Source organism: Stenotrophomonas sp. YJH_SMC_4, from assembly GCF_059371575.1.
In genome coordinates this window covers 1-24,573 of record NZ_JCAFUR010000012.1, presented here as the reverse complement: position 1 = coordinate 24,573, position 24,573 = coordinate 1, and the positions used below count along the sequence as shown (strand labels likewise).

22 protein-coding genes are annotated in these 24,573 nt (G+C 67.4%); 9 read left to right on the top strand and 13 right to left on the bottom strand.

The window, feature by feature from the left end; genetic code table 11:
- Nucleotides 1-34: 34 nt before the first annotated feature.
- Nucleotides 35-514, bottom strand: coding sequence for a DUF421 domain-containing protein (locus AC5P9F_RS15600; RefSeq protein ID WP_005414889.1), 480 nt, complete (start codon nt 512-514; stop codon nt 35-37).
- 340 nt (nt 515-854) lie between these two features.
- On the bottom strand, nt 855-3,629 hold the full coding sequence (gene polA, locus AC5P9F_RS15595) for a DNA polymerase I (protein WP_274849970.1): 2,775 nt from the start codon (nt 3,627-3,629) through the stop codon (nt 855-857).
- Between the two features lie 98 nt (nt 3,630-3,727).
- Between polA and AC5P9F_RS15590 the strand changes: the two genes are divergently transcribed.
- Nucleotides 3,728-4,012 (top strand): DUF2782 domain-containing protein, encoded by a 285-nt coding sequence (locus tag AC5P9F_RS15590; RefSeq protein ID WP_005411628.1) that lies wholly within the window; start codon nt 3,728-3,730, stop codon nt 4,010-4,012.
- Nucleotides 4,013-4,269: 257 nt separating this feature from the next.
- Here the strand turns inward: AC5P9F_RS15590 and AC5P9F_RS15585 are convergent, their stop codons facing one another.
- Complete coding sequence (locus tag AC5P9F_RS15585; protein ID WP_005411629.1) at nt 4,270-4,716, bottom strand: universal stress protein; 447 nt, start codon at nt 4,714-4,716, stop codon at nt 4,270-4,272.
- A gap of 185 nt (nt 4,717-4,901) precedes the next feature.
- Here AC5P9F_RS15585 and AC5P9F_RS15580 point away from each other — a divergent pair, with 185 nt between their 5' ends.
- A complete protein-coding gene (locus AC5P9F_RS15580; RefSeq protein WP_005411630.1) occupies nt 4,902-5,048 on the top strand; it encodes a hypothetical protein in 147 nt (48 codons plus the stop codon).
- A gap of 48 nt (nt 5,049-5,096) precedes the next feature.
- On the opposite strand, the gene AC5P9F_RS15575 is transcribed toward AC5P9F_RS15580, so the two are convergent.
- The gene (locus tag AC5P9F_RS15575) at nt 5,097-5,651 is read right to left on the bottom strand and encodes a hypothetical protein (RefSeq protein ID WP_049417909.1); all 555 of its coding nucleotides are present in this window, start codon (nt 5,649-5,651) and stop codon (nt 5,097-5,099) included.
- Nucleotides 5,652-5,794: 143 nt separating this feature from the next.
- Here AC5P9F_RS15575 and AC5P9F_RS15570 point away from each other — a divergent pair, with 143 nt between their 5' ends.
- The gene (locus tag AC5P9F_RS15570; RefSeq protein ID WP_060380864.1) at nt 5,795-6,421 is read left to right on the top strand and encodes a YajG family lipoprotein; all 627 of its coding nucleotides are present in this window, start codon (nt 5,795-5,797) and stop codon (nt 6,419-6,421) included.
- A gap of 24 nt (nt 6,422-6,445) precedes the next feature.
- Here AC5P9F_RS15570 and AC5P9F_RS15565 read toward each other — a convergent pair whose 3' ends face one another.
- From AC5P9F_RS15565 to rpmB, 6 genes are all read right to left on the bottom strand, one after another.
- Nucleotides 6,446-6,772 carry a low molecular weight protein tyrosine phosphatase family protein gene (locus AC5P9F_RS15565; RefSeq protein ID WP_099497362.1) on the bottom strand — a complete coding sequence of 109 codons (327 nt, stop codon included), beginning with the start codon at nt 6,770-6,772 and terminating at the stop codon, nt 6,446-6,448.
- 123 nt (nt 6,773-6,895) lie between these two features.
- Nucleotides 6,896-9,088 (bottom strand): DNA helicase II, encoded by a 2,193-nt coding sequence (uvrD, locus tag AC5P9F_RS15560; protein ID WP_012481620.1) that lies wholly within the window; start codon nt 9,086-9,088, stop codon nt 6,896-6,898.
- Between the two features lie 9 nt (nt 9,089-9,097).
- Entirely contained in the window at nt 9,098-10,519 is a 1,422-nt protein-coding gene (locus tag AC5P9F_RS15555; RefSeq protein ID WP_111197064.1) for an FAD/NAD(P)-binding protein, read from the bottom strand.
- Nucleotides 10,520-10,564: 45 nt separating this feature from the next.
- Nucleotides 10,565-11,983 carry a cardiolipin synthase gene (gene cls, locus AC5P9F_RS15550; RefSeq protein WP_005414897.1) on the bottom strand — a complete coding sequence of 473 codons (1,419 nt, stop codon included), beginning with the start codon at nt 11,981-11,983 and terminating at the stop codon, nt 10,565-10,567.
- Nucleotides 11,984-12,321: 338 nt separating this feature from the next.
- Complete coding sequence (rpmG, locus tag AC5P9F_RS15545) at nt 12,322-12,489, bottom strand: 50S ribosomal protein L33 (RefSeq protein ID WP_169411268.1); 168 nt, start codon at nt 12,487-12,489, stop codon at nt 12,322-12,324.
- A 10-nt stretch (nt 12,490-12,499) separates the two neighbouring features.
- Nucleotides 12,500-12,736 (bottom strand): 50S ribosomal protein L28, encoded by a 237-nt coding sequence (gene rpmB, locus AC5P9F_RS15540; RefSeq protein ID WP_005411638.1) that lies wholly within the window; start codon nt 12,734-12,736, stop codon nt 12,500-12,502.
- A 278-nt stretch (nt 12,737-13,014) separates the two neighbouring features.
- On the opposite strand from rpmB, the gene AC5P9F_RS15535 reads away from it, so the two are divergent.
- Nucleotides 13,015-14,229 (top strand): nucleotide disphospho-sugar-binding domain-containing protein, encoded by a 1,215-nt coding sequence (locus tag AC5P9F_RS15535; RefSeq protein ID WP_099497363.1) that lies wholly within the window; start codon nt 13,015-13,017, stop codon nt 14,227-14,229.
- A gap of 13 nt (nt 14,230-14,242) precedes the next feature.
- On the opposite strand, the gene dnaQ is transcribed toward AC5P9F_RS15535, so the two are convergent.
- Complete coding sequence (gene dnaQ / locus AC5P9F_RS15530) at nt 14,243-14,752, bottom strand: DNA polymerase III subunit epsilon (RefSeq protein ID WP_005411640.1); 510 nt, start codon at nt 14,750-14,752, stop codon at nt 14,243-14,245.
- 55 nt (nt 14,753-14,807) lie between these two features.
- Nucleotides 14,808-15,701 carry a LysR family transcriptional regulator gene (locus AC5P9F_RS15525; protein ID WP_180872484.1) on the bottom strand — a complete coding sequence of 298 codons (894 nt, stop codon included), beginning with the start codon at nt 15,699-15,701 and terminating at the stop codon, nt 14,808-14,810.
- 107 nt (nt 15,702-15,808) lie between these two features.
- Here AC5P9F_RS15525 and AC5P9F_RS15520 point away from each other — a divergent pair, with 107 nt between their 5' ends.
- The 5 genes from AC5P9F_RS15520 to AC5P9F_RS15500 all read left to right on the top strand — a co-directional run bounded on the left by AC5P9F_RS15520 (nt 15,809) and on the right by AC5P9F_RS15500 (nt 22,436).
- Nucleotides 15,809-16,207, top strand: a complete 399-nt coding sequence (locus AC5P9F_RS15520) for a RidA family protein (RefSeq protein WP_180872485.1) — start codon at nt 15,809-15,811, stop codon at nt 16,205-16,207.
- A gap of 161 nt (nt 16,208-16,368) precedes the next feature.
- Nucleotides 16,369-16,701 carry a hypothetical protein gene (locus AC5P9F_RS15515; RefSeq protein ID WP_180872486.1) on the top strand — a complete coding sequence of 111 codons (333 nt, stop codon included), beginning with the start codon at nt 16,369-16,371 and terminating at the stop codon, nt 16,699-16,701.
- Nucleotides 16,702-16,757: 56 nt separating this feature from the next.
- Nucleotides 16,758-18,011 (top strand): TolC family protein, encoded by a 1,254-nt coding sequence (locus tag AC5P9F_RS15510; protein WP_043034425.1) that lies wholly within the window; start codon nt 16,758-16,760, stop codon nt 18,009-18,011.
- The gene (locus AC5P9F_RS15505; protein ID WP_180872488.1) at nt 18,008-19,213 is read left to right on the top strand and encodes an efflux RND transporter periplasmic adaptor subunit; all 1,206 of its coding nucleotides are present in this window, start codon (nt 18,008-18,010) and stop codon (nt 19,211-19,213) included. Before AC5P9F_RS15510 ends, AC5P9F_RS15505 begins: the two co-directional genes overlap by 4 nt.
- Nucleotides 19,214-19,223: 10 nt before the next feature.
- Nucleotides 19,224-22,436, top strand: a complete 3,213-nt coding sequence (locus AC5P9F_RS15500; RefSeq protein WP_099527216.1) for an efflux RND transporter permease subunit — start codon at nt 19,224-19,226, stop codon at nt 22,434-22,436.
- A gap of 95 nt (nt 22,437-22,531) precedes the next feature.
- Here AC5P9F_RS15500 and AC5P9F_RS15495 read toward each other — a convergent pair whose 3' ends face one another.
- Nucleotides 22,532-24,304 (bottom strand): DUF885 domain-containing protein, encoded by a 1,773-nt coding sequence (locus AC5P9F_RS15495; RefSeq protein WP_495231994.1) that lies wholly within the window; start codon nt 24,302-24,304, stop codon nt 22,532-22,534.
- Between the last annotated feature and the right edge of the window lie 269 nt (nt 24,305-24,573).

The window sequence follows — 24,573 nt, the reverse complement described above, 5'->3', positions numbered from 1 at the left end:
CTGTAGCGTCGAGCCCATGCTCGGTGCTGCACGATCAGGTGCCCTTCCGCGGAAGGATGGTGATGTGCCCGGTCGTCTCCAGCAGGGCGATCTGCACATCCTCGATCCGCAGGCCACCCTGCTGGCGCAACGCAGCATCGAAATCGGCCCGGCTGATCAGTTCGCGGCGGAGAACACCCTCCAAAAGCCGGCCATCGCGCGCGATTACGGTAGGTTCTCCTTCGATCATCCGCTCCATGCGTCGATTCCGGGTGGTCAGCCAGCCCACCCCATAGTTGAGCAGGATGAGGGTCGCGGCCAGCAGCAGGCCGCCGCCCAGCGAGGTATCGGTGCCCAGCAGCGCGTTCTGCACCGCATTGCCCAGCAGCACGATCAACAGCACGTCGAAGGGCGTGATCTGCCCTAGAGCCCGCTTGCCGCCAAGCCGGACCATGCCCAGCACCACGACATAGACCACCACCGCGCGCAGGATGAACTCCCACCAGGGCATTGCCAGTGCAAATATATCGGGCATGGTCTTCCCCTGTGGAACGGTAGCCCAGCCTAGCACCAAGGATCTGACCCCATCCCTGGTGCTGCGGCGGCACAAATAAAAAGCCCCGCTGACCAGGGGGAGGTCAACGGGGCCGGGGAACGGGCACTTGGGGAGGAGTCCCCGTTCCGAGATCTGCTCCAGGGGATGGGAGAGATCCACAACAGGCGTTGCGCCTGTCGAGAGTTATAGAAGCACTCCGAACACTAACGGTTCGTGAAGGGGCCCAATTTAATGAACCTCGATCAGGACAACATTCATGATCGAGTCAGAAACCTCTGACGAATGAACGAATTCACGTCGTTTTCGGCCTGAAATACCCTCAGTGCGCTTCGTCCCAGTTGTTGCCGACGCCGGTATCGACCACCAGCGGCACCCGCAGTTTGGCCGCTTGCGACATGCGCTCGACCACCTGCAAACGCAAGTCTTCAACGAAACTGCTTTCGGTTTCGAACACCAGTTCATCGTGCACCTGCAGGATCATCCGTGCCGGTGCGCCGCTGTCACGCAGCCACTGGTCCACGTCCACCATCGCGCGTTTGATGATGTCGGCGGCGGTGCCCTGCATCGGCGCGTTGATCGCCGCGCGTTCGGCACCGGCGCGCAGGCCCTGGTTACGTGCATGAATGTCGTTCAGGTACAGGCGACGACCAAACAGGGTTTCCACATAGCCCTGGTCGCGGGCCTGCTGGCGCATCCGCTCCATGAAATCGCGCACGCCCGGGTAGCGGCTGAAGTACAGCGCCACGTAATCCTGCGCCTGGCCGCGGTCGATGCCCAGGTTGCGGGCCAGGCCGAAGGCGCTCATGCCGTACATCAGCCCGAAGTTGATCGCCTTGGCGGCGCGGCGCTCGTTCGGCGTCACTTCCTCCAGCGTACGCCCGAACACCTCGGCGGCGGTGGCACGGTGCACGTCGGCACCCTGCTCGAAGGCGCGCACCAGGCCCGGGTCCTCGGACAGGTGGGCCATGATCCGCAGCTCGATCTGCGAGTAATCGGCGGCCAGCAGCTGGAAGCCCTCCGGGGCGATGAACGCGCGGCGGATGCGGCGACCATCCTCGGTGCGGATCGGGATGTTCTGCAGGTTCGGGTCCGACGAGGACAGGCGGCCGGTGGCGGCTCCGGACTGGTGATAGCTGGTATGCACGCGGCCGGTGTCCGGGTTGACCATCTCCGGCAGCTTGTCGGTGTAGGTGCTGCGCAGCTTGGCCAGCCCGCGGTACTCCAGGATCACGCGCGGCAGCTCGTGCTGGTCGGCAATCGCCTCCAGCGCCTCTTCATTGGTGCTGGGCTGGCCCTTGGGGGTCTTCACCACCGCCGGCAGCTTCAACTCGTCGAACAGCACCGCCTGCAGCTGCTTGGGCGAATCCAGGTTGAAGCTGCGCCCGGCCAGCTCGGTGGCTTTCTGCTGCGCGGCCAGCATGCGCGAAGACAGGTCCTGGCTCTGCCGGCGCAGTTCGTCGGTGTCGACCCGCACGCCGTTGGCTTCGATGCTGGCCAGCACCGGCACCAGCGGCATCTCGATGCCGCGGTAAACGCTGTCCAGCGCCGGCTCGGCCAGCAGCTGCGGCTGCAGCGCGTGATGCAGGCGCAGGGTGATGTCGGCGTCCTCGGCGGCGTAGCGGCTGGCCTCGTCGATGCCCACCTGCGAGAACGGAATCTGCTTGGCGCCCTTGCCGGCCACCTCCTCGAACTTGATGGTGCTGTAGCCCAGGTAGCGCAGCGCCAGCGAATCCATGTCGTGGCGGGTAGCGGTGGAATTGAGCACGAAGCTCTCGAGCATGGTGTCGTCGTGGTAGCCCTGCACCTGCACGCCGTGGCGGCGCAGCACGTGCAGGTCGTACTTGCCGTGCTGGCCCAGCTTCTTCTTCGCCGGGTCCTGCAGCACCGGGCGCAGCGCGTCCAGCACCTGCTGCATCGGCAGCTGGGCCGGCGCACCCGGGTAATCGTGGCCGACCGGAATGTAGGCGGCCTTGCCCGGTTCGACCGCCAGGCTGATGCCGACCAGGCGCGCACGCATCGCGTCCAGCGCATCGGTTTCGGTATCGAAGCTGATCAGGTCGGCCTGCTGCAGGCGTTCGACCCAGGCCTGCAGCTGCTCGGCGCTCAGCACGGTCTCGTATTCACCCGGCGCGGACAGTGCCGGATCCAGCGTGCCGGCGGCGGGCGCCTCGACGCTGCCACGCGCGAAGCCGGCCGCAGTGCCGCGCAGGCTCGGGGTCGCCTCGCTGGCGGCCACCGGTGCCGGCACCGGCGCACCCAGCTCCTTCAGCGCCTGGGTGAAGCCGTAGCGCGCATACAGCTCGGTCAGCTCCGGCACGTCCTGCTCGCGCAGGGCCAGCGTGGTCGGGCTGGCGTCCAGCGCCAGGTCGGTGCGGATGGTCACCAGCTCGCGGTTCAGCGGCAGACGCTCCAGCGCGGCGCGCAGGTTTTCGCCGATCTTGCCCTTCATGGTGGGCGCGGCCGCCATCACCCCATCCAGGTGCTGGTACTCGGCCAGCCACTTGGCAGCGGTCTTCGGCCCGCACTTCTCGACGCCCGGCACGTTGTCGACCGCGTCGCCCATCAGCGCCAGCAGGTCGATGATCTGGTCGGCGCGCACGCCGAATTTCTCCATCACCGCCGCATCCGAATCCATGCGGCTGCCGGTCATGGTGTTGACCAGCTCGATGCCCGGGCGCACCAGCTGGGCGAAGTCCTTGTCGCCGGTGGAAATGGTCACCTTCAGGTCCTGCGCCAGGCCCTGGAGGGCCAGCGTGCCGATCACATCGTCGGCTTCCACGCCGGGGACGCGCAGGATGCTGATGCCCAGCGCCTCGACGATGCGGCACATCGGCTCGACCTGGCTGCGCAGCTCATCGGGCATCGGCGGGCGGTTGGCCTTGTACTGGTCGTACAGGTCGTCACGGAAGGTCTTGCCGGGCGCATCGACCACGAACGCGACGTAGGCCGGGCGTTCCTTCAGCGTCGAACGCAGCATGTTGACCACGCCGAACAGTGCGCCAGTGGGTTCACCCTGTGCATTGGACAGGGGCGGCAGCGCGTGGAACGCGCGGTACAGGTAACTGGACCCGTCGATCAGGACTAATCTGCTCATGGGCCGATTCTACGCGCCCGTGCCTGCACCGCGACGACACGGCACGCACCTGGCGATGGGGCATAATCAGGGCTCTCTCCAGGCAAAGGCCCCCGCCGATGAAGACCCTGATGCTGGCTTCCCTGCTCCTGCTCGCTGGCTGCGCCAGCATGGGTGGCGCAGGTGCTCCCCCGGTGGACGTCAAGGGCGCCGATGTCTCCAAGCGCACCATGGACAACGGCGATGTCATCGAGGAATACCGTGTGTCCGGCCAGCTGCGCATGGTCAAGGTGACGCCATCGCGCGGTGCTCCGTTCTACATGTACGACAAGAACGGCGATGGCCGTTTCGACAACGACAAGGACGGTGTGTCGCCGGTGTACTGGAAGCTGTACAGCTGGTGATGTGACCGGGGTCGGATCCCTCTCCACAGGAAAGGGCTCTGACCCCTCAAGGCCATCGGCACGGCCCATCCACGCATGGCGTGGATCTACCGGGACAACGAACGTGGATCCACGCCATGCGTGGGTGACCGCCTATCAGTAGATCCACGCCATGCGTGGATCCGCCCCCCGATCCCCGACAAAAAACAACGCCGGCGCGCATCCTGCGGCCGGCGTCGGGTCCCCTCCCCGGGAACGCTTGAATCAGTGGGTGTGGATCAGCGGATGACCAGCACCGGCAGCGTGCTGCGTGCCAGCACTTCGGCAGTCTGGCTGCCCAGCAGCACGCGGGTCACGCCACGGCGGCCGTGCGAGGTCATCACGATCAGGTCGCTGTTGCGCTCGCCGGCGGTCTCGATGATGCCGTCAGCTGCGTAGCGGTCCAGCACGTGCACCGGATTGGCGGTGATGCCCTGCTCGGCCGCCTTGGCCAGCGCCGGCTGCAGCACCTTCTGCGCGCCTTCCTCGCGGTCGGCCTTGTACTCGGGGCTGTTCATGTAGCCCACGCTCCAGCCCATGGCGTCGTACATGCCGACGGCCCACGGCTCGGAGACAGTCACGATATCGACCTCGGCGTTGAGGTCCTTGGCCAGCTCCAGGCCCTTGGCCAGGCCCTTGTCGGCCAGCTCGGATCCGTCGGTGGCAATCAGGATGCGCTTGTACATGGTGGGGCTCCGTAGCGATCTGCCAGATGGGAACGACACCATTGCACACCGGATGTGCAGGCCGTGCCTTGAGCAGAATCAATCCGGCGCCGCGCATTGGCGTGTGCGCACCGCCCGCTTGCACGCACCGGTCGGGCGGCGCATGCTCGGCGGGCGGCGCACTGCCGCGCCCAAGGACGACCGACATGCAGGACAACAAGCCGCCCGTCTGGAGTTCCCAGAAGTCCATCATGGTCGCCGCGATCATCGCCTTGGCGGTGCTGTTCGGCGGCTACCAGATCGGCAAGGACATGGCGCTGCGCGACAACGCCCGGCAGTCAGCCGGCCGATAACCTGCTGCCGTAGAGTCGAGCTTGCTCGACTCTACAGCGCCCCTACCTTCAGGCGATCTGCACCACGCGTGCGTTCTGGCACAGCGGATAGCTGCCCACGAATCCGGCAATCGCATCACGCATCGCTTCGAACGATTCGCCGTACATGTACAGCGCGGTTTCGGTCGGGCCCTGCCACCAGCTGCAGATCTCGCCCAGGCCGTCGATGTTCTCCGACAGCTGTTCGAACACGTGGTTGGAATCGCACTGCTCGTAGACTTCGTCCGGCAGGTTCAGGCCATCCAGGTAGATGCCCAGCCCCTCGGTCACGCCGAAGCTGCGGTCGGCTTCACCCGCGCCCTGCAGCTGCGAACCCTTCGGTGCACCCAGCTGTTCCAGCAGGTCGATCAGCTTCGGCACGCCGGCCGCATCGACCAGGGCAACTTCGATATCACCGTATTCGACCTCGCCGAGATCGGACATCGCGGTGCCGCCGCCAGTCAGCTCGCCCACCTGGGCCGCCTGCAGCAGCGCATCGAGCGGATCCTCGAACAGTTCGTGGCGATGCTCCGGCTGCAGCCGGGCGTTCAACTTCACGGTCACGTGCAGCGTGGGTTCGGTCATGGAGGCGTTCCTGGAAGATGTCGCCGCCTATTGTAGGACCGAGCCGTGCCCGGCTGCGTCTCCCTGACCAAAGCCACTCCCTCTGTCTGTCAGCCGAGCTGATAATGCGCGGCGCAAGGACACCATTCCAACAGGGGGAATACATGAAGTCGATCATTGCACCGGCACTGCTGTTGTTGCTCACCGGCTGCGGCATCCGCACCGAAGTGGTGCGCGTGAACGTGCCCGACATCCGGGTGAATCCGGAACAGGGTCCGGTGGTAGTGGTTGCGTCGGTGCGCGACAACCGCCCCCAGTACTTCCCACAGGTGCAATCGGCAGCACGCGCAAAGAACATCGGCGGTGTCATCCGTGCCGGCAATGGTGTACTGGTGGAACTGGAGACGTCCACGGCCTCGGACAAGGCCCGCGAGATCATGATCCAGGCCCTGCGCAACATGGGTTACCGGACTGCAGACAACTGCGAAGCGTCGTGCACGCGCCTGGAGGCTACGCTGACCGATCTTTCGGTAAGTTCTCCGGTGAATGTTTGGCGCGCAGCGACGTACACCCAGCAGATGCTTGCAGACATCGCGGTGCAGGTGACGGCGCGCAAGGACGGGCAGACGCGCACCTTCACGGCTTCCGGCCACGGAGCAAACATCTTCCAGGTGGCCTCGCGGGAGAACTGGGAGATCGCACTGGAGCGCGCGGTAAAGAGTTTCACCAGCAGCCTGCAGCAGTCGATGTCCGAACAGGATGCGGCGGCCGGTTCAAAGGCGCAGGACTGACGCTCGGCTCTTCAGAGCTGGCGGTCAGCGCAGGAACGGGGTCACCTTGCGCTTGAGCAGCTCCACCAGCACCGGGTCCATGTACTCGTAGTCGTCCGGAATATCCAGGCAGATCACCCGCTTGCCGTTCATCCATGTCTTGTAGCGGCTGGACAGGCGGTTGCGGTGCGCCTTCTCCATCACGAACACCAGGTCCGCCCACTGCAGCAGCTCCGGGCTGAGCACTTCATCCGCGTCGGCCAGCAACCCGGCCGATGCGGTTTCGATGCCCGGCCACTCGGCGAATAACTGCTCGGCCGTCGGGCTGCGCAGGCGGTTCTGGCTGCAGAGGAAGAGCACGTTGCGGGTCATGAGCGCAGCCTAATCGGGGGTCGGACTCCTTTTCCAACGGAGAAGGCTCCGCCCCCAACCACGTGCATTCCGCGATGGGGTCAGAGCCCTCCCTGCGGGAGGGATCCGACCCCCCGACGGTGATCAGATCACCGTCAGGTTGGCGTAGGCCATCACCAGCCACTTGCTGCCGGCGTCGGCAAACTCGACCTGCACGCGGGCGTGGGCGCCGCTGCCTTCGTAGTCGGTCACCATGCCTTCGCCGAACTTGGGATGGGTGACCAGCGCGCCGAGCTTGACTGGCGGCGCCTCGATCGAGGCATGGCCCATCACCCGGCTGGCGCCCATCGAGGCCGGCCGCGAGACCTGCACCTTCGGGCGCACTTCGTGCAGCAGCTCGCGCGGAATCTCGCGCAGGAAGCGCGACGGCAGGCTGTAGTTGTCCTGACCATGGATGCGGCGCGATTCGGCATAGCTCAGCACCAGCTTCTGGCGCGCGCGGGTGATGCCGACGTAGGCCAGGCGGCGCTCTTCTTCCAGCCGCCCGCTTTCCTCCAGCGAACGTGCACTCGGGAACAGGCCGTCTTCCATGCCTGCCAGGAACACCAGCGGAAATTCCAGGCCCTTGGCCGAATGCAGGGTCATCAGCTGCACGCCGTCCTCGCCGGCCTGCGCCTGGCCTTCACCGGCCTCCAGCGCGGCGTAGGCCAGGAACGCGACCAGCTCGTCCATGTCCTCGCCCACTTCCTCGATGTCGTCGGCGCGGCGCACGAAGCGCGAAGCGACCGAGACCAGTTCGTCGAGGTTGTCGGTGCGCGATTCCGAATCCAGCGAATTGCGGCTTTCTTTGCTCCAGTGCTCGCGCAGCTGCGAGCGGGCCAACACGTGGTCCACGCGCTCGGCCAGGGTCATGTGCACGGTCTGCGCCTGCAGCTCGTTGACCAGCCCCAGGAAGCCGGCCAGTGCATTGCGCGCGCGTGCGGCCAGCGCGTTGCCCTGGGTGACCAGCATCGTTGCTTCCCACAGCGAGATGCCCTGCGCGCGCGCCTCGCGGCGCACTTCGTCCAGCGTGCGGTCGCCGATGCCCCGGGTAGGCGTGTTGACCGCGCGCTCGAAGGCGGCGTCATCGTTGCGGTTGGACAGCAGGCGCAGGTAAGCCAGCGCGTCCTTGATTTCGGCCCGTTCGAAGAAGCGCATGCCGCCGTACACGCGATAGGGCACCTGTTCGCTCAGCAGCGCCTCTTCAAGCGCGCGCGACTGTGCGTTGCTGCGGTAGAGCACGGCCACTTCGGTGTAGCTGCCACCATCGCGTACCCACTGGCGGGCACGCTCGACGATGTAGCGCGCCTCGTCCATCTCGTTGTACGCCGCGTACAGGTCGATCGGTTCTCCGTCGCCACTGTCGGTCCACAGCTGCTTGCCGATGCGATCCGGGTTGTGCGCGATCACCGCATTGGCAGCGCCGAGGATGTTGGCAGTGGAGCGATAGTTCTGTTCCAGGCGGATGGTCTGCGCACCTGGGAAATCACGCAGGAAGCCCTGCACGTTCTCGACCTTGGCGCCGCGCCAGCCGTAGATGGCCTGGTCATCGTCGCCGACCACGAACACGTGGCCGGAATCGCCGGCCAGCACGCGCACGAAGGCGTACTGGATGGCATTGGTATCCTGGAACTCGTCCACCAGGATCTCGCGGAAGCGGGCACGGTAGTGCGACAGCAGCGCCGGGTTGTCGCGCAGCAGTTCATGCGCGCGCAGCAGCAGCTCGGCGAAGTCGACCAGGCCGGCGCGGTCGCAGCGTGCCTGGTATTCGATATAGGCCTGGCGCATGGTTTCCAGCCACGCATCATGCGGCTCGGGCTGGATGTGCTGCGGGCGACGGCCCTCGTCCTTCTGCGCGTTGATCCACCACGCGATCTGCTTGGCCGGGTACTTGCCGTCGTCCAGCTCCAGCGCCTGCACCACGCGCTTGACCAGCCGCAGCTGGTCGTCCGAGTCCATCACCTGGAAGCCTTCAGGCAGCTTCGCGTCCTGCCAGTGCAGGCGCAGCAGGCGGTTGGCCAGGCCGTGGAAGGTACCGATCCACATGCCACGGCTGCCGTTGGGCAGCTGGGCGTCGATGCGGTGGCGCATTTCGCCGGCCGCCTTGTTGGTGAAGGTCACCGCGAAAATGCCGTGGGTCGGCACGCCTTCGACTTCATGCAGCCAGGCGATGCGGTGGGTGAGTACGCGGGTCTTGCCGGAACCGGCACCGGCCAGCACCAGGTGGTGGCCGGGGGGAGCGGAGACGGCTTCGCGCTGGGCCGGGTTCAGGCCATCAAGCAGGTGGGAGACATCCATGCCCCCATTTTACGGCATCGCCGTCGCGGCTCCTGCGACCACCTGGGTGGCCAGTGCCTGCGCCTGCTGACGCAGTTCAGGCACCGCCAGACTTTCCCACAGGCTGCCGATGCGCAGGCTGCCGAGCACGCCCAGCCGCGCCTGCGGTTGGCCACCGGCGGCACATAGGCGATCGCCCGGCACCGTGCTGTCCAGGCCCAGCCCATGCGGGCCGGGGCGGGCCAGGCCATCGGCCTGCAGCTGCTGCAGCAGCGGGTTGCGCAGCGCACTGGCGCGGGTTTCCACGCCGGTAGCGTTGATCACGCCGCTGATCGTCCACTGCTGTTCATTGCCGGTGGCATCGCGACCCGACAGCCGCAGGGCATCGCCTTCGCGGCCGACGCGTTGCAGGCGGGATCGGTGGATACGCAGTTGGCCGCTTTCGATCAGCGCCTGCAGCTGTGCGTCGACCTCTTCGGCGATGCGGTGGCGATGCACATCCCAGTAGCGCACCACATGGCGCAGGAAGCGGCGCTGGTCGGCCGCGTCGAGGCTGCACCACAGCGCCTGCCCGTGCGGACGGATACGGTCCATCACGCCCTGCCACGGCAGGCCGTCGGCCTGTGCCTGGCGTGCGAACCCACGCAACGCGCGCAGGCGCTGGCGCAGGTTCATCGGCAGCAGCGTGGCCGGGTCGAACGTGGGCAGGCCACCATGCGCATGCGGCAACGGCAGCAGGCCGTGGCGCGAGATCACATGCAGCGGGCCGGTGTGGCCGGCGGCGACCAATGCCAACACGGTGTCGGCCATGCTCAGGCCGGACCCGACGATGGCCACGGCCTGCTCGCCGGCCAGGGTGCGCACGCCGTCGTAGTCCCAGGCCTCGATCACGTCATCGGCTGGCAGTGCCTCGGCACCGGCCACCGGCAGCGGCCGCATGCTGTTGCCGGTGGCCAGCACCGCCTGCGCGGCGTGCAGCGTGCTGCCATCGCCGAGTGTCAGCTGGTAGCCATGGTCATCCGGCTGCAGGCCCAGCACCGGCTGCGCAATCACCTGCAGCTGTGCCGGGTTGGTCGCAGCAGCCTCCTGCAGGCGCTGCTGCAGGTAGGCAGCAAAGTAGTGGCGGCACACGTAGCGCTCGCCCAGCGCCTCGCGCGCCTCGCCCGGGTAGGCATTGGCGGCCATCAGGTAGTCGAGGAAATCGCCGGGCTGGTCGGCAAACGCACTCATCTTCGCCGCCGGCACGTTCAGCAGGTGCTCCGGCCACGGCGTGGCATAGGCGATGCCCTGGGCCAGCTGCGAGGCGGGTTCGAAGATGGCCAGCGCCAGCGGCGCATTCGCCTGGCGCAATACCTGGATCGCCACCAGCACCCCGGCCGCACCACCACCGATGATCGCCAGGTCCAGTTCGCCATTACGCGGTGAATCAGTCATGTGCCGATTGTAGGCCATCGGCGATGACAGGCAGGATTGCCGGAATGGGCGGCCGGCATTGCTTCACATCAACGCATCGGCCAGCCGTGCAATACCTTCGCGGCTGCGCCGCCACGTGGGACGGCTGCGCCACTGCTGCAGGTCCAGCTGCCGCGACTCGCGCAGGTAGCCATCCTCGATCGCGCACAGCTGCTGCACCAGCGCGCGGTCGTAGCAGATCAGGCCGATCTCGGCATTCAGCGCGAACGAGCGGATATCCATGTTGATCGAGCCGAGCACGGCGATGTCCTCATCCACGCTCATGTGCTTGGCGTGCAGGAACTGCGGCTCGTACAGCGCGATGCGCACGCCACAGCGCAGCAGCTCATCGTAGTAGGCCTCCTGCGCCCACGACGTCAGCCGCTGGTTGTTGCTGGCAGACAGGATCAGCTGCACCTGCACGCCGGACAACGCCGCAATGCGCAAGGCGCTGAGCGTGGCTTCGTCCGGCACGAAGTACGGGGTGACCATCACCAGCCGGCGTCGCGCCAGGTGGATCAGCGCGGCTACCGCGTCGCGCGCGTTGCTGTACGGGTAGGCCGGGCCGCTGGGCAGCAGCTGGGTGGCGATGTCGTCGCCGCATTCGGGCACATCGGTGATCACATCCAGGCGCTGGCCGGTCTCCATGTACCAGTCGCTGGCGAATACGGCTTCCAGATGCGCCACCGCCGGGCCGCGCACGCGCGCCACCAGCTCGCGGTTCGGGTGGCCCGGCACGAACTGCGGGCCCGCCAGGTTCTGCGAACCGACATAGGCCACTTCGTTGTCGATCACCGCGATCTTGCGGTGGTTGCGCAGGTCCATGCGCCCGCTGCGGCGCCAGCGCAGGCCACCGGGCAGCATCGCGCGCACTTCGATGTCGCGCGCCTGCAGGCGCTTGCGATAGGCGCGCAGGCCACGCTTGGCGCCCACCGCATCGAGCAGCACGCGGCACTGCACGCCACGCGCGGCGGCACGCTGCAAGGCCTCGACAATGGCCTCGCCGACCGCGTCATCGAACATCAGGTAGTACAGCAGGTGCACGCGGTCTTCGGCCTGGTCGATGTCGGCGATCAGCGTGTGCAGCGACTCGTCGTAGTCGGTAAGCAGATCGACGGCGTTGCCGTGCACCGGCATGAAATCGCCCTGGCGCTGCACCAGCGGCACGATCTCGGCGCTGGCGGTGTCGGGCTGTGGGGTCCAGCGCAGGCGATGCTGCAGCGCCTGCTCCTCGCGGATCACCTGCGAGGCCTCGGCCTGGCGGCGGATGCGCTCGCGCGACAGCCACGGGTGGCCGAACAGCAGGTACAGCGGCAGGCCCAGCAGCGGTACGAAGCCGACCAGCAGCAGCCAGCTGCGCGCCGCGCCGGGCGTGGTGCGGGTGGGAATCCAGCACAGCGCGACCAGCCGGATCAGCCAGTCGATCAGCAGCAGGTAGGAACCCAGCAACCACTCGAACAGCATCGTGTCGCCCGTCGGGAGGTGATGGGCCATTCTGCCCACCGGCCTTTGTAGAGTCGAGCCGCGCTCGACTGCGTTGAAGCAGCGTGCCAACCAAGGTTGGCACCTACCGGGGGCGGGGACCGCGTGTCGACCAAGGTCGACACCTACCGGGCACGGGGACAGCATGTCGGCCAAGGTTGGCATCTACCGAGCACGGGGACAGCGTGTCGGCCAAGGTTGGCAGCCACCGGGTGTGGGAACGTGCCGACCAACGGTCGGCACCCACCACCTGGATGCCAGACATGAAAAAACCCGCCACAAGGGCGGGTTTCTTCGCGGGGACCAGCAATCCTTGCGGATTACTTGATCTTGCCTTCCTTGTACAGGACGTGCTTGCGCACGACCGGATCGTACTTCAGGAATTCCATCTTCCCCGGGGTGTTCTTCTTGTTCTTGTCGGTCGTGTAGAAGTGGCCGGTACCGGCCGAGGAAATCATACGGACCTTATCGCGCTTGCCTGCCATGATGCTTTACTCCTCAGACCTTTTCGCCGCGCGCACGCAGCTCAGCCAGAACGGAATCAATGCCGTTCTTGTCGATGGTGCGCAGTGCATGCGCGGAAACACGAAGCTTGACCCAGCGGTTCTCGCTGGCCACCCAGAAACGGCGCTCGTGCAGATTCGGCAGGAAACGACGACGGGTCTTGTTGTTGGCGTGCGAGACGTTGTTACCCGTCTGCACTCGCTTGCCGGAAACCTGGCATACGCGGGACATTGCGCACCTCGATAGTAGTAGTTGTCAGCCCGTAGCCCGGGAGACGGCGGCCTCGATGGTTGCCCACCACACGTCAAGAGAATCAAAGGGTTACGCTGGCGTTGGGCGGCCGGGGACGTGCTCCCGGGGGCGCCGCCCGGTAGAAAACCGGACACAGCGAGCCGCGCATTATGCACGGGTTCAAGCACTTGCGCAAGTTACCCACAGGCTGCGGCTGAACCGGCAGGGCCGGGAGCCCGCCAACCGGCATACTGCTCCGGTTCACTGCGGAGCTTTCCATGCGGCTGCTGGCCCTGACCTACGGAACCGAAGGCGATACGCGTCCCCTGGCCATGCTCTGCCATGGCCTGATCGGCGCAGGCCACGAGGTGACACTGCTTGCCGATGGCGGCACCCTGGGCAGCGCGCAGGCACTGGATGTGCCCCATGCGGCTCTTGAAGGTGACATCCATGACGAAGTGGTCGCGCTGGTCTCGCGTGGCAACGGTGTTGCCGCCGCCAGTAGCGGGCTGGCACGGATGGCGCTGCAGCATGTCAGCGGCTGGATGCGCCAGGCCGATGCCGCTGCCGAAGGCTGCGATGCGATTCTGACCGGTGGCCTGGCGGCCTTTGTCGGCATGAGCGTGGGCGAACGCCGCGGAATGCCGGTCATCGGCACCGGCATGATCCCGCTGACCCCGACGCGGGCCCTCCGCTCTCCGTTCCTGCCACCGGGACGCTCGCCGGGCTGGTTGAACCGCGCCAGCTATGGGCTGGTCAACGGCCTGATCTGGCGCCAGTTCCGTCGGCCGATCAACGCAGCCCGCAAGCAGCTGGGGCAATCGCCGCGCCGCTCGCTGTGGCCCGGCCTGCCGATGCTCTATGGCATCTCGCCGCAGCTGCTGCCGCCACCGGCGGATTGGCCGGCCGACCACATCGTCTGTGGCCAATGGCGCCTTCCCGATGCGCCCTGGATACCCCCGGCCGATCTGCAGGCCTTCCTCGATGCCGGTCCGCCGCCGGTGTATCTGGGCTTCGGCAGCATGACCGGCTTTGATCGCGAGCGCGTGTTGCCGGCCCTGCTGCAGGCGCTGGCGCCACGCCGGGTGCTGCTGTTTCCTGGCTGGGTGGGACTGCCTGCGATGCGCTTGCCCGATTCGGTCTTCGTACTGGGGCCGACTCCACACGAAGCGCTGTTCCCGCGTTGCGCATTCGCCATCCACCACGGTGGCAGCGGCACCACGCATTCGGCCTGCCGCGCCGGCATTCCCTCGCTGGTGATGCCGTTCGCCGCCGATCAGTTCTTCTGGGCTGATCGTCTGTATCGGTTGGGCGTGGCACCGGCACCGTTGTCACCGAAGCGGCTGGACGCAGCAACGCTGGCGGCAGCCATCACCTTCGTTGAAACCGACGCAACACGCGCACGCGCGGCGGCCCTGGGCGTGGCGATGCGCCATGAGGACGGGGTGGCCTGTGGCGTTGCAATGATCGAGCGATGGTTGCGGCCGGTGTGACAGCGGCCAGGCCTCAGCGCAGGTGCGGAATCACCTGCGCCAGCAGGTGCGCATCCTTCAACGCGCCATGCAGGCCGCGCTGGCTGGGAATGCGCAGGCGCTGCAGCACATCATCCAGCTTGTTGCCCTGACCCGGCCAGCGTCCCCGCGCAAGCTTCAGGCTGCAGGTGATGCGGCAGTGCTGGGCCAGCGTGCCGGGGATGCCGGACAGGCGCAGCTCGTTGTCCAGGAAGCCCACATCGAAGGTAGCGTTGTGCGCGACCATCTCGCTGCCGCGCAGGAACTCCAGCAGTTCGGCCGCCTTGCTGGAGAACAGCGGCTTGCCCACCAGCATCGCATCGCTGATGCCGTGCACGCGCTGTGCGCCCCAATCCACCTTGCGCTGCGGCTGCAGGTAGGTGTGGAACTGGCGGCCGGTGAGCTGGCCATCGATCAGTTCGACGGCACCGATTTCGATCACCCGGTGCCCCAGGCGGTGGGAGATGCCGGTGGTTTCGGTATCCAGTGCAACGATGCGGCTCATCAGGGTGTGCGTTCTCCAGTACGTGCACGCCGATTCTCGCACGCGGCCGATGCACTCACCCCAACGCTTCCACCACCCAATCGATGAACACCCGCAGCCGCTGGCTCATGTGCCGGTTCGGCGGGAACATCACGTGCATCGGCATCGGCGGCAGCTGCCAGTCCTGCAACACCGGCAGCAGCTCGCCGCGCGCCACGTGCGGCTCGGCCATGTAGCTGGGCAGCGCCACCACGCCCAACCCCGCCAACGCAGCGGCCAGATAGGCGTTTCCATCATCGAAGCCGACCGTATAGCGGCCCTGCACCTCAACGCGTTCATCGCCGCGCTGTGCAACGAACACGCGTGCGCGGCCACTGCGCGGGCTGAGGAAGCCGACCATGTGGTGGTCGGGTCCTTCCAGCGCGCGCGGGTCGGTCGGCAGGCCGAAACGCTGCACATAGCCCGGACTGGCGTGGAAACCGATCGGCAGCGCGCCGAGCGGTCGCGCCACCAGTGCCGGGTCGGCCGGGGTGCCACCACGGATCACGCAGTCGACGTTGTCGGCGATGACATCGACTTCGCGGTCACTCACGCCGATGTCCAGCTGGATCTCCGGGTAGCGCGCCTGGAAATCCGGCAGCGCCGGCACCAGCCGCAGCCGCGCGTAGGGCCCGGGCACATCCACGCGCAGCCGCCCGCGTGGCTGGCTGGCCGCGTCACCCAGCCCGCCCTCCACTTCTTCCAGCTCGGCCAGCAGGCGGGCGACGCGCGGGTAGTAGGCCGCGCCGTCGGCGGTGACGCTGACCCGGCGCGTGGTGCGGTTGAGCAGGCGCAGCCGCAGGTGTGCCTCCAGCTGCTGCACCAGCTGGGTGACCGTGGTTCGGCTGATCTGCAGCGTGTGCGCGGCGCGGGTGAAGCTGCCGGTTTCCACAACCCGGGCAAAGGCCCGCATTGCCTCGAAACGGTCCATGGCGGGCCATGATTGTTTGGAATTGGCAATCAATCTAGGCCGATCATCGCGGTTTATCCAGACAGCACTGACGCGGAGGATGGCGTTCTCTCCCACGGATCTTCCCCATGTCACAGCGTGATGTCGTTTTCCCCACCGGCCGCCAGGCCTTGTACGAGCGCAACCGCTACTCGCCTGCGATCCGTTCCAACGGCTTCCTGTTCGTATCCGGCCAGGTCGGCAGCCGTGAGGACGGCTCGCCCGAGCCGAATTTCGAAACCCAAGTGCGCCGCGCGTTCGAGAATCTCAATGCGGTGCTGGCCGCCGCCGGCTGCACCTTCGATGACGTGATCGACGTGACCGTGTTCCTGGTCGATCCGGAAACCAACTTCGAGAAGGCCTGGGCGATCGTGCCCGAGTACTGGGGCGAGGCGCCGCACCCGACCCTGACCGGCATCGGCGTGACCTGGCTGTATGGGTTCCAGTTCGAGATCAAGGTGATCGCGAAGCTGCCTGCAGACCGGTAGTGCCGGCCGCTGGCCGGCAGCAAGGTGTCGGGGTCAGAGCCCTTTCCGGCGGAAAGGGATCCGACCCCGCGCCCGGCCCAGCTGAACGGGAGATTCCGACGTATTCCCGAAGCGGCCATTGATATTGTATCCGGCGAAAACCGCTTGCTAGCCTCCCTTCCATGCGCCGGATCACCCGCCAACTGCGTACGTACCTGCTGATGCTGCTGATGGCGGCATTCGTGGTCGTGCCGGTGGCCGACGCGCTGGCCTGCACGGTGGAGCCGCACGCCAGCACGGTGCACGTGGAGTCCACACCGGATGCCGATGGCGATACCGACGGCAAGCATGTTGGTGCCTGTGGCCACAACCACTGCCACCACTCCAACCTGAGCCTGCCGGCCAGTACCCTCGCCGCCTTCGGTGCGCCGCTGCCGGCGCGCTGGATGAATGCCGGCGACGCGGCGACCTATGCGGTCGCCCAGGATGAATTGACGCGTCCCCCCCGGGCGTGAGTTGAGCGCGTCCCGCGATTGCGGGCTCCCGTTTCACTCACAACCGGAATCCCCCTATGTCGATCCTGACACCTCGGTCGCCGCGCGCGGCCGGGCTGGTCGTCGCTGTGTTGCTGGGCCTGGCCCCGGCGGCATCGGTGATGGCGCAAGCCGCCCCTTCCTACGACGCCCTGCTTGAACGCCTGGACCAGCTGCCCGGCACCCGTGTGGGTGCGGCGCTGGCCGAGGCCGCCGACGCGCGCGCCGACCAGGCCCGTGCATTGCCCAACCCTTCCCTCTCCTACTCCGCTGAAAATGCCTGGGGCACCGGCTCCTATGGCGGCATGGGCAAGGCCGATACCGTGCTCACTTTGTCCCAGCCGCTGGAGGTCTGGGGCCAGCGTGGCGCGCGCGTCCGTGCCGCCCGGGCCGAAGCACAGGCCGCCAACCTGCGTGGTGCCCAAAGCCGCAGCGACGTGGCCAGCCAGCTGGCGGTGGTCTACGCACAGGCGGAAAGTGCACTGCGCCGCTACACCCTGGCCGAAGAAGCACTGACCCTCACCCGCGCTGACGCCAACGCCGTCAACGCGTTGGTCAAGCAGGGCCGCGAACCGCAGCTGCGTGCGGTGCAGGCGCAGAGCGAGGTGGCCAACGCCAGCGCAGCGCTGGATGAAGCGCAGGCGTTCCGCGATGCCGCGCTGGCCCGCCTGGCCGGTGCTGCACTGCTGGATGCACCGGTGCAGTCGATCAACGACAGCCTGCTCGACCGTGCGCCGCCGCTGCCGCGCGGTGCCACCGACGTGGCGCTGGCGGTGCGCATTGCCGAAGCCGAAGCCGATGCGGCGGGCAAGCTGGTCGAGGTGGAACGCAAGCGCGCCCTGCCCGACCTCAGTGTCACCGCCGCGCAGACCCGCTTCCGCGAAGGCGGCGAGCGCGCCTACAACCTCGGGGTCAGCCTCAGCATCCCGTTGTTCGACCGCAACCGCGGTGGCATCCGCGCCGCCAATGCCGACCAGCGCGCGGCCGAAGCACGCCTGGACCAGCAGCGCCGCGACAGCGAGGCCGAGCGCCTCTCTGCGGTGGCCGGGTTGAAGGCCGCCAGTAGCCGTACCCGCGCCGCTGATGAAAGCGTGGTCGCCGCCGAAGAGGCATATCGCCTGGCCCGCATTGGCTTCGACGCCGGACGCATCTCGCAGCTGGAACTGCGCAGCACGCGCAGCGCCCTCATCGCCGCCCGCGGCACCGCCGTGGATGCGCGCCTGTCGCGCGTCGCCGCGGAAATCGATCTTGCCCGCCTGGAAGGGCGCGCACCCTTTGTGGAGGCTCCATGACTCTCTCCCGTACTTTCCCGCTGATCGGCGGCGTGCTGCTGACCGTCCTGCTGGCTGGCTGCGCCGGCAACGCGCAGACGCCTGCCAATGAAAACCCCGCTGCGGCCAAGGCCGGCACCGACGATGGCCACGGCCATGCCGCCGGCAGCAAGGAAGCCAAGGCAGAAACCGCGAAGGCGCCTGCTGACGCCGACGAAGGCGTAGTGCAGCTGACCCCGGAGCAGATCAAGGCCTCCGGTATTGAAGTGGTCGCGATCGGTCGCGGTGGCGGTGGCTCCACGCGCCTGTCCGGCCGGGTCGAACCGTCGGTCGGTGCACGCGCCTCGGTGGCGTCGACCGTGACCGGCCGCGTCGAGCGCGTGCTGGTCGCGCCGGGCACCGCGGTGAAGCAGAACCAGGCGCTGGCGATCGTGGTCAGCGGCGAAGCGGCGGTGTTCCGCGCCAATGCGCTGGCCGCAGCGGCCGAAGCCGAGGCCGCGCGTCTGGCCTATGGCCGCGACAAGGCGCTGGTCGACCAGGGCGTGGTCGCCCGCCAGGAGATGGAAGCCTCGCGTGCACGTTCGCTGGCGGCACAGGCCCAGGCTGCTGCCGCGCAGGCCCAGGCCGCCGCCAACGGTGCGCCCGATGCCAGCGGTCGCGTGCGCATCACCAGCCCGGTGGCCGGCATCGTCGGCAACGTGCAGGTCACGCCGGGCGGCGTGGTCGCCGCCGGCAGCGCGGTGGCCGACGTCGCCGACCCGACGATGAACGAGCTGGTGTTCACCGCACCGCCCGCGCTGGCCGCGCAGGTCACGCCCGGCATGAAGCTGGAAGTCGGCGTGCCGGGTGGCAGCTTCACCGCCACCGTCACCGGTTCGGCCGCCGATGTGCGCCAGCAGGGCGGCGTCGCGGTCATCCGTGCCACGCCGGTGGATGCGTCGCTGCCGCCGGCCGGTTCGCCGGTATCGGCCGTAGTGGTCACCGAAGGCCAGGACGGCTCGCTCAGCGTCCCGGCCGATGCAGTGCAGAACGTCGATGGCAGCAGCGCGGTGTTCGTCGCCGTCGAAGGCGGCTTCAAGGCGCAGCCGGTGCTGGCTGGGCGCCGTGCCGGTGACCGCATCGAGATCCTCGGTGGCCTGACCGGCAGCGAGCGCATCGTCGGTGCCAATGCCTTCCTGCTCAAGGCCGAACTGGCCAAGGGCGAAGCCGAGCACGGCCACTGAGGAGGCGACCATGTTCAAGCTGATCATTGAAAAAGCGGTGCGCCACCGATGGCTGGTGGTGTTCATGGCGGCGCTGATCGCCGCGGTGGGCCTGTTCCAGCTGGGCAAGCTGCCGATCGACGCGGTGCCGGACATCACCAACCGCCAGGTGCAGATCAACACGGTGGCACCGGCGCTGACGCCGGAGCAGATCGAGCGGCAGGTGACCTATCCGCTGGAAACCGCGCTGGCCGGCATTCCCGGCCTGACCACCACGCGTTCGCTGTCGCGCAATGGCTTCTCGCAGGTGACCGCGATCTTCACCGATGCGACCGACATCTACTTCGCGCGCCAGCAGGTGGCCGAACGCATGCGCGAGGCATCGGAAGACCTGCCCGATGGTGCGTCGCCAATGCTGTCGCCGGTCACCACCGGCCTCGGCGAGGTGCTGATGTGGACGGTGGACTTCACCGCGTTCGATCCGGCCAGGCTGGCCAAGCCCGGTGAAGCGGGCTGGCAGGCCGGCGAGGTCTACCGCACGCCGGAAGGCAATCTGCTGCGCACGCCGGAAGAACGTGCCACCTACCTGCGTACCGTGCAGGACTGGATCATCGCGCCGCAGATGCGTTCCAGCCCGGGGCTGGCCGGCGTCGATACGGTCGGTGGCTACGTCAAGGAATATGGCGTGCATCCGGACAGCGCCCGGCTGGCCGCGCACGGCCTCGGCTTGGCCGATCTGGTCACCGCCCTGCAGCGTTCCAACGTGCAGGCCGGTGCCGGTTTCGTGCAGCGTGCCGGCGAAGGACTGGTGGTGCGTGCCGATGGCCTGGCGCTGACCACCGAGGATCTGGCACAGGCCCCGGTGGCGACCCGCAATGGCGTGGTGGTGGTGCGCGTGGCCGATGTGGCCGAGGTCGAGCTGAGCCGCGCGCCGCGCCTGGGTGCGGCCAGCCGCAACGGCCATGAAGCCGTACTGGGTACCGCGCTGATGATTGCCGGCGGCAACAGCCGCACCGTGGCGCAGGCCGCTGCGGCGCGCCTGGAACAGGTGAACAAATCGCTGCCGGCCGACATCGTGGCCGCGCCGGTGCTGGACCGCAGCGTGCTGGTCAATTCCACCATCAAGACCGTGGCCAGGAACCTCACCGAGGGCGCGCTGCTGGTGGTGGTGGTGCTGTTCCTGCTGCTGGGCAACCTGCGTGCAGCAACGATCACCGCGCTGGTGATTCCACTGTCGTTCCTGTTCGCAGTGATCGGCATGAACCGCTTCGGCATCAGCGGCAACCTGATGAGCCTGGGTGCGCTGGACTTCGGCATCCTGGTGGACGGTGCGGTGATCGTGGTCGAGTCGACGCTGCTGATGCTGGGCCAGCGCCGCGCCGAACTGGGCCGTGCATTGACCGCGATGGAGCGGCTGCGCGTGGCTGCCGATTCGGCGATGAAGATGGCGCGTCCAGCTGCGTTCGGACAGTTGATCATCCTGCTGGTGTTCGCGCCGATCCTCACCCTGGAAGGCGTGGAGGGCAAGACGTTCCACCCGATGGCAGCGACCTTCATGCTGGCCCTGGTCGGTGCCTTCATCTTCTCCTTCACCTTCGTGCCGGCGATGGCCGCGCTGCTGGTGCGCGAGCCGAAGGTGAAGGACGGCGATACGCATGCCGAAGATGGCGAGCACGAGACGAAGCTGATCCGCGTGCTGCGTGCGCGCATCGAGCCGATGGTGCGCAAGGCCGTGGCGCATCCGCGCACGGTGCTGGCAGCTGCGGTGATGATGGTGGTGGTGGGCATCGGCGCGTTCTCGCTGCTGGGCCGCGAGTTCATGCCGACGCTGGACGAAGGCAACGTGGCGATGCAGGCCCTGCGCGTGCCGTCGACCTCGCTGGAGCAGTCGCTGGCGATGCAGCTGGCGCTGGAGAAAGCGATCGCCACGCAGCCGGAAGTGGAGACCGTGTTCTCGCGTACCGGTACCGCCGAGGCGGCCATCGACCCGATGCCGACCAACATCTCCGACAGCGTGATCGTGCTGAAGCCGCGCAAGGACTGGCCCGATCCGAAGCTGGCCAAGGACGCACTGGTGGCGCGCTTCGAAAAGCTGGCCGGGCAGCAGCTGGGCAACAGCTTCGAGTTCAGCCAGCCGATCGAACTGCGCTTCAACGAGCTGATTTCCGGCGTGCGTACCGACCTGGCAGTGATGATCTTCGGCGATGACTTCAGCCAGCTGCAGAAGGTGGCCGACCAGGTGGCGCTGAAGCTGCGTGCGGTGAACGGCGCGGCCGACGTGCGGGTGGAACAGATCTCCGGCCTGCCTACGCTCAACGTGGCGATCGACCACGTGGCGGCGGCGCAGTACGGCCTGACTGCCGCGGATGTGAGTGATGCACTGTCCACCGGCATTGGCGGCACGGCGGCCGGCAAGATCTTCGAAGGTGATCGCCGCTTCAACGTAGTGGTGCGCCTGGACGATGCCTCGCGCAACGATCCGGACCAGCTGGCCTCGCTGCCGATCGCCACGCCTTCGGGGCTGGTGATTCCGCTGTCGTCGGTCGCGCGCATCACGGTCAGCGAAGGACCGAACCAGATCAGCCGCAACAACGGCAGCCGCCGCGTGGTAGTGCAGGCCAACGTGCGTGGCCGTGATCTGGGCGGCTTCGTGGGTGAAGCACAGGCGGCGGTGGCAGACGTGGCGCTGCCGCCGGGTGCGTACCTGACCTGGGGCGGTCAGTTCGAGAACCTGCAGCGCGCGGAGAAGCGACTGGCAACGGTGGTGCCGGTGGTGTTCCTGCTGATCGGCAGCCTGCTGTTCATGGCCCTGCGCAGCGGCAAGGAAGCCATTCTGGTGTTCAGCTGCGTGCCGCTGGCGCTGGTCGGCGGCATCCTCGCGCTGCTGCTGCGTGGCATGCCGTTCTCGGTATCGGCGGCGGTCGGCTTCATCGCCGTCTCCGGCGTGGCCACCTTGAACGGCCTGGTGCTGATGCAGGCGATCCGCGAACGCCTGGATGCCGGTGACCTGCCGCTGCAGGCAGCGATCAACGGTGCATCGAGCCGTATCCGTGCGGTGCTGACCACGGCGCTGGTGGCGATCGTCGGCTTCATTCCGATGGCGATTGCCAGCGGTTCCGGTGCGGAAGTGCAGAAGCCGCTGGCGACGGTGGTGATCGGTGGCCTGATCACCGCCACCGTGCTGACCCTGCTGGTGCTGCCGACCTTTGCTGCACGGGTGGCCAAGCCGCGGGCGGTGGGGTGAGCTGAGAGGGGGTCGGAGCCCTTTCCGTGGGAAAGGGATCCGACCCCGTGACCGGGTCGGATTGCCGGCCAGCGGCCGGCACTACCCGGTAGCGGTCAGGCCTTCTTGCGCTCGGCGATGTAGGCCTGGATCTGCTGTTCCAGCACCGGCAGCGGCACCGAGCCCTGCTTGAGCAGGGTGTCGTGGAAGCCCTTGATGTCGAACTTGTCGCCCAGTTCCTTCTCGGCCTGCGCGCGCAGGCGCACGATGGCGATCTCGCCCAGCTTGTAGCTCAGTGCCTGGCCCGGCCAGGAGATGTAGCGGTCCACTTCGGTGGTCACTTCATGCTCGCTCAGCGCGGTGTGGTCACGCAGGTAGGCCAGCGCCTGCTCGCGGGTCCAGCCCTTGCTGTGCACGCCGGTGTCGATCACCAGGCGCGCGGCGCGCCACATCTCATAGGTCAGGCGGCCGAAATCCTCGTACGGGGTTTCGTAGATGCCCATCTCCACGCCCAGCTTCTCGCAGTACAGCGCCCAGCCTTCGCCATAGGCGGAGATGTAGGCGTTGCGGCGGAACTCGGGCAGGTTCTTCTGTTCGGCGGCGATCGCGCCCTGCAGCGCGTGGCCCGGATCGGACTCATGCAGCGTCAGTGCCGGCAGGTTGTACAGCGGGCGCGACGGCAGGTTGTAGGTATTGAGCCAGTAGGTGCCCATGCCACCACGGCCGGCGGTCCAGAACGGCGCGATATCCGGCGGCACCGGCACGATGGTGAAGCGCGCGCGCGGCAGCGTCATGTACTTGCCGAGCTGGCCGTCCGCCCGCTTGGAGATCCACGCGGCACGCGACAGCAGCTCTTCCGGCGTCTTGGCATAGAACTGCGGATCGGTACGCAGGAAGGTCAGGAACTCGGCGAAGCTGCCCTTGAACTTCACCTGCTTGATGATGTCGTTCATTTCCTTCTGGATGCGTGCGACTTCATCCAGGCCGATGCGATGGATCTCGTCCGGCGACAGGTCCAGCGTGGTGTATTCGTGGATCTGCTGCTTGTAGTACGCCTTGCCATCAGGCATCGCTTCGGCGGCCAGGGTGGTGCGCGCCTGCGGCACGTACTCGTTGACGAAGAAGGTGCGCAGCTGCTGGAACGCCGGCACCACCTTGCCGCTGATCGCTTCACGCGCCTGCGCCTGCAGCCTGGCCTGCTCGGCGGCCGGGATGGTGGTGGGCAGCTTCTTGAACGGCGCGTACAACGGCGATCCGGTCGGGTCCTTCAGCTCGGCGACGGTGGCGATGGACACTTCGCGGCCATCGAGCACGGCACGCGGCACGCTGAAGCCACGCTTCAGGCCGGCACGCATGTTCTCGGTCTGCTGGCCGAAGTAACGCGGCACATCGTTCAGCCGTGCGATGTAGTTCTGGTAGTCCTGCACGGTCTTCATCTCGCGCCGGGCCATGAAGGACAGGTTGGACCAGAACGAGGAGTCGGCGTTGAACGGCATCTCGTAGCCGCGCAGGCGCGTCTCTTCGGCCAGGTTGAACACCTGGTCGTGGTAGATCGCGTAGTTGACCTGGTTGTCGGGCGACAGGGTCTTCGGGTCGATCTTCTTCAGCGCGGCGAGGGTCTCGTCCCACACCTTCAGGCGCGCCTGCTGCGCGGCCGGGCCGACATCGGGCATGCGGGTGGCATTGGCCGGCGCGTTTTCGTCCTCGCTGGCCTCACCGCCGCCCTGCTGGCGCCACTTCCATTCCTTCTCGTACAGCGCGCGGAAGGCGGCATCGGCGGGCGATTCGGTGGCCACGCTGGCCGGTGCGGCGGTGGCAGGCGGCGCGGCAAGGGCCACGGCGGGGGCGGACAGGGCAATCAGCAGGGCAACGGCAAGACGGGTTTTCACGAGCACAGGTTCCCGGGAAGGCAGACCCCGATGATGGCACCGCCCACGGCCCACGGCATGGGACGAAGGTCCTGCCTGCAGCGCAGGCAGGACCGGGAACCGGCCGCAGGCCGGGGCCCAGCGCCGGAGGCGCGTGGTAGAGCCGACTGTCAGTCGGCTGCTCTTCCGCCACATGCAGCAAACCCCGCGCTCCGCGCGAAAGTCGACTGACAGTCGACTCTACCCACGGCAGGCAGGGCCGGGAACCGGCCGCAGGCCGGGGCCCCAGC

Bases quoted from the DNA above. Each gene is read 5' to 3' on its own strand.
- AC5P9F_RS15600 (WP_005414889.1), bottom strand. From the start codon at position 514: ATGCCCGATATATTTGCACTGGCAATGCCCTGGTGGGAGTTCATCCTG.
- polA (WP_274849970.1), bottom strand. From the start codon at position 3,629: ATGAGCAGATTAGTCCTGATCGACGGGTCCAGTTACCTGTACCGCGCG.
- AC5P9F_RS15590 (WP_005411628.1), top strand. From the start codon at position 3,728: ATGAAGACCCTGATGCTGGCTTCCCTGCTCCTGCTCGCTGGCTGCGCC.
- AC5P9F_RS15585 (WP_005411629.1), bottom strand. From the start codon at position 4,716: ATGTACAAGCGCATCCTGATTGCCACCGACGGATCCGAGCTGGCCGAC.
- AC5P9F_RS15580 (WP_005411630.1), top strand. From the start codon at position 4,902: ATGCAGGACAACAAGCCGCCCGTCTGGAGTTCCCAGAAGTCCATCATG.
- AC5P9F_RS15575 (WP_049417909.1), bottom strand. From the start codon at position 5,651: ATGACCGAACCCACGCTGCACGTGACCGTGAAGTTGAACGCCCGGCTG.
- AC5P9F_RS15570 (WP_060380864.1), top strand. From the start codon at position 5,795: ATGAAGTCGATCATTGCACCGGCACTGCTGTTGTTGCTCACCGGCTGC.
- AC5P9F_RS15565 (WP_099497362.1), bottom strand. From the start codon at position 6,772: ATGACCCGCAACGTGCTCTTCCTCTGCAGCCAGAACCGCCTGCGCAGC.
- uvrD (WP_012481620.1), bottom strand. From the start codon at position 9,088: ATGGATGTCTCCCACCTGCTTGATGGCCTGAACCCGGCCCAGCGCGAA.
- AC5P9F_RS15555 (WP_111197064.1), bottom strand. From the start codon at position 10,519: ATGGCCTACAATCGGCACATGACTGATTCACCGCGTAATGGCGAACTG.
- cls (WP_005414897.1), bottom strand. From the start codon at position 11,983: ATGCTGTTCGAGTGGTTGCTGGGTTCCTACCTGCTGCTGATCGACTGG.
- rpmB (WP_005411638.1), bottom strand. From the start codon at position 12,736: ATGTCCCGCGTATGCCAGGTTTCCGGCAAGCGAGTGCAGACGGGTAAC.
- AC5P9F_RS15535 (WP_099497363.1), top strand. From the start codon at position 13,015: ATGCGGCTGCTGGCCCTGACCTACGGAACCGAAGGCGATACGCGTCCC.
- dnaQ (WP_005411640.1), bottom strand. From the start codon at position 14,752: ATGAGCCGCATCGTTGCACTGGATACCGAAACCACCGGCATCTCCCAC.
- AC5P9F_RS15525 (WP_180872484.1), bottom strand. From the start codon at position 15,701: ATGGACCGTTTCGAGGCAATGCGGGCCTTTGCCCGGGTTGTGGAAACC.
- AC5P9F_RS15520 (WP_180872485.1), top strand. From the start codon at position 15,809: ATGTCACAGCGTGATGTCGTTTTCCCCACCGGCCGCCAGGCCTTGTAC.
- AC5P9F_RS15515 (WP_180872486.1), top strand. From the start codon at position 16,369: ATGCGCCGGATCACCCGCCAACTGCGTACGTACCTGCTGATGCTGCTG.
- AC5P9F_RS15510 (WP_043034425.1), top strand. From the start codon at position 16,758: ATGTCGATCCTGACACCTCGGTCGCCGCGCGCGGCCGGGCTGGTCGTC.
- AC5P9F_RS15505 (WP_180872488.1), top strand. From the start codon at position 18,008: ATGACTCTCTCCCGTACTTTCCCGCTGATCGGCGGCGTGCTGCTGACC.
- AC5P9F_RS15500 (WP_099527216.1), top strand. From the start codon at position 19,224: ATGTTCAAGCTGATCATTGAAAAAGCGGTGCGCCACCGATGGCTGGTG.